This is a genomic window from Melaminivora alkalimesophila, from assembly GCF_000282995.1.
Taxonomy (GTDB): domain Bacteria; phylum Pseudomonadota; class Gammaproteobacteria; order Burkholderiales; family Burkholderiaceae_C; genus Melaminivora; species Melaminivora alkalimesophila.
The window spans coordinates 1-2,327 of sequence record NZ_ALEE01000161.1; the positions used below are offsets into that span (position 1 = coordinate 1).

Annotated in this window: 3 protein-coding genes and 1 pseudogene; all 4 read right to left on the reverse strand. The window is 72.0% G+C overall.

The features are described 5' to 3' along the window. Positions 1 to 75, reverse strand: a pseudogene (locus A612_RS16915) (nucleotidyltransferase family protein); the annotation flags it as partial. Between the two features lie 24 nt (positions 76 to 99). After that, positions 100 to 1,140: an XdhC family protein gene (locus A612_RS02645; RefSeq protein ID WP_019373056.1), complete on the reverse strand. Its 1,041-nt coding sequence runs from the start codon at positions 1,138 to 1,140 to the stop codon at positions 100 to 102. 15 nt (positions 1,141 to 1,155) lie between these two features. Further along, positions 1,156 to 1,725, reverse strand: coding sequence for an SRPBCC family protein (locus A612_RS02650; protein WP_019373057.1), 570 nt, complete (start codon positions 1,723 to 1,725; stop codon positions 1,156 to 1,158). Between the two features lie 43 nt (positions 1,726 to 1,768). Beyond that, positions 1,769 to 2,327 (reverse strand): VWA domain-containing protein (locus A612_RS02655; RefSeq protein WP_019373058.1); only part of this gene is annotated, 559 nt, incomplete at its 5' end.

Below are 2,327 nucleotides of genomic sequence, written 5' to 3' on the forward strand. Positions count from 1 at the left end.
CACCAGCGGCTCGCCTTCGCGGCGCAACAGGCCCTTGGGCCGCCCGCCCATGCGCCGGCCGGCCCCGGCCGCCATGACGATCGCCCCGCGCACGCCCCTTCAGCCGACGGCGCAGGCCGAGCCGGCGCCCGCCAGCCCCTCCTGGTCCTTGCGGTGCGCCACGTCCATGTCGCGCGGCAGCCGCACCCCGTTCTTCACGGCCAGCACCTCGGCCATGACGCTCACGGCGATCTCGGGCGGCGTCTTGCTGCCGATGTGGATGCCCACCGGCCCGCGCAGGCGCGCCAGGCTCTCCTCGGTCTGCTCCAGGTGCTCGATCATGCGCCGGCGGCGCGCGGCATTGTTGCGCCGGCTGCCGATGGCGCCGATGTAGAAGGCCGGAGTCTCCAGCGCCTGCAAAAGCGCCAGGTCGTCGAGCTTCGGGTCGTGCGTGAGCGCCACCACGCAGGTGCGCGCATCGGGCTGCATCTCGGCCACCGTGTCGTCCGGCATGCTGGCCACCAGCCGGGCGCCGGGCACGTCGAAGCTGCCGCGGTATTCCTCGCGCGGATCGCACACCGTGACGGCAAAGCCACAAAAAAGCGCCATGGTCGCCAGGTACTCGCTCATCTGGCCGGCGCCGATGATCAGCATGCGGTACTCGGGGCCAAAGGTGTTGGTCAGCGCCCGATCGTCGAGCACCAGCTCGGCCGGCGCCTGGGCCGGTTGCAGCTGCACCCGCCCATCGTCCAGCCCCACCCGGCGGTGCACCAGCCGGCCGGCATCGAGCTGCTGCACCAGCTGTTCCAGCAGCTGCGCGTCCGGATCGAACTCCAGGAGCAGCTCCAGCGTCCCCCCGCAGGGCAGGCCGAAGCGGTGCGCCTCGTCCGCCGTGATGCCGTACTTGGCGAACTGCACGGCGCGGTCGCGCGGCAGCGCGTCGTGCGCGTCCGGCTGGGTGTAGCGCGCGATCAGGTCGTCCTCGATGCAGCCACCCGAGACCGAGCCGACCACCGCCCCGTCCTCGCGCAGCGCCATGATCGAGCCCACCGGACGCGGCGAGGAGCCCCAGGTGCGCACCACCGTCACGAGCAGCGCCCGGCGCCCGGCCAGGCGCCAGTCGCGCAGCGCGCGCAGCACCATCACGTCGAGGTTTTCCATGCCCGCTCCCCTGCCTCAGCCTTCCGGGGTGGGCGCAGCAGCCTCGCCTGCGCCCCCCTTGAGGCGCGACCACATCTTCTTGAGCGCGCCGGGCTCGCTCGCCTCCTGCGCGTCCGCGGCGACTTCTTCCGGCGGCGCATGGCGGCGCTGCATCTCTTCCTCGAAACGCTTGAAAAAGCTCTCGGCCATGGACTTGGCCACGCCGTCGATCAGGCGCTGGCCCACCTGGGCGATCTTGCCGCCCACCGTGGCGTTGACGATGTAGTTCAGCTCGCAGCCGCCGGCCTCCAGTGGGGCGAGCGCCACCCGGGCCGTCCCGCGGCCGAAACCCGCGGCGCCGCCGTTCCCCTCGAAATTGAGCGTGTAGCTCTCGGGCGCCTGGATGTCGGCCAGCACGATGCTGCCCTTGAAGCGCGCCGCCACCGGGCCGACCTTGATGGCGTTGACCAGTGCGTAGCTGCCCTCTTGCGTCGCCTCGATGCTCTCGCAGCCGGGGATGCAGGCCTTGAGCACTTCGGGGTCGTTCAGCGCTTGCCAGGCCTGCTGCTGGGTGATGGCCAGGGTGCGGGATCCTTGCATGTCCATGGGGTCCTCCTGGGGTCGAGACAAGAATGGGTGGTTCTTCGGTTCAGCGCCGCAGCAGCGCCGCCATGGCAGCGGCCAGCTGCTGCAGCCGCGTGACGTTGTGCACCGCCAGCATGGCATCGGCCGCCTGGTGCAGCGCCTGCGCGCCCTGGGCCAGCGGCGCGTAGCCATCGAAGCGCAGCAGCGGATTGAGCCAGAGGATGCGGCGCGAATGGCGCTTGAGCCACGCCAGCTCGCGCACCAACTGCGCCGGCTCGCCGGTGTCCAGGCCGTCGCTCACGATCAGCACCAGCGTGCGCCGCCCGACCAGCCGGCGCGCATGGCGTGCGCGCAGCTCGGCCAGGCTCTCGCCCAGGCGCGTGCCGCCCGCGAAATCCTGGATGCGCCGCCCCGCCTCGCGCAGCATGGCGTCGGTGTCGGCCAGGGCAAAGGCCGGCGTCAGGTCGGTCAGCGCAGTGCCAAAGGCGAACACGTCGCGCCGCAGCGGCAGGCCCTGCTCGCCCACGCGCGCGCGCCGCGTGGCCGCGTGCAGGAAGGCCAGCAGCAAGCGCGCATAGCGTTCCATCGAGCCCGAGACGTCGAGCAGCACCAGCAGCGGCAGG

Coding starts and splice junctions, on each gene's coding strand:
- A612_RS02645 (WP_019373056.1), bottom strand. CDS start 1,140: ATGGAAAACCTCGACGTGATGGTGCTGCGCGCGCTGCGCGACTGGCGC.
- A612_RS02650 (WP_019373057.1), bottom strand. CDS start 1,725: ATGGACATGCAAGGATCCCGCACCCTGGCCATCACCCAGCAGCAGGCC.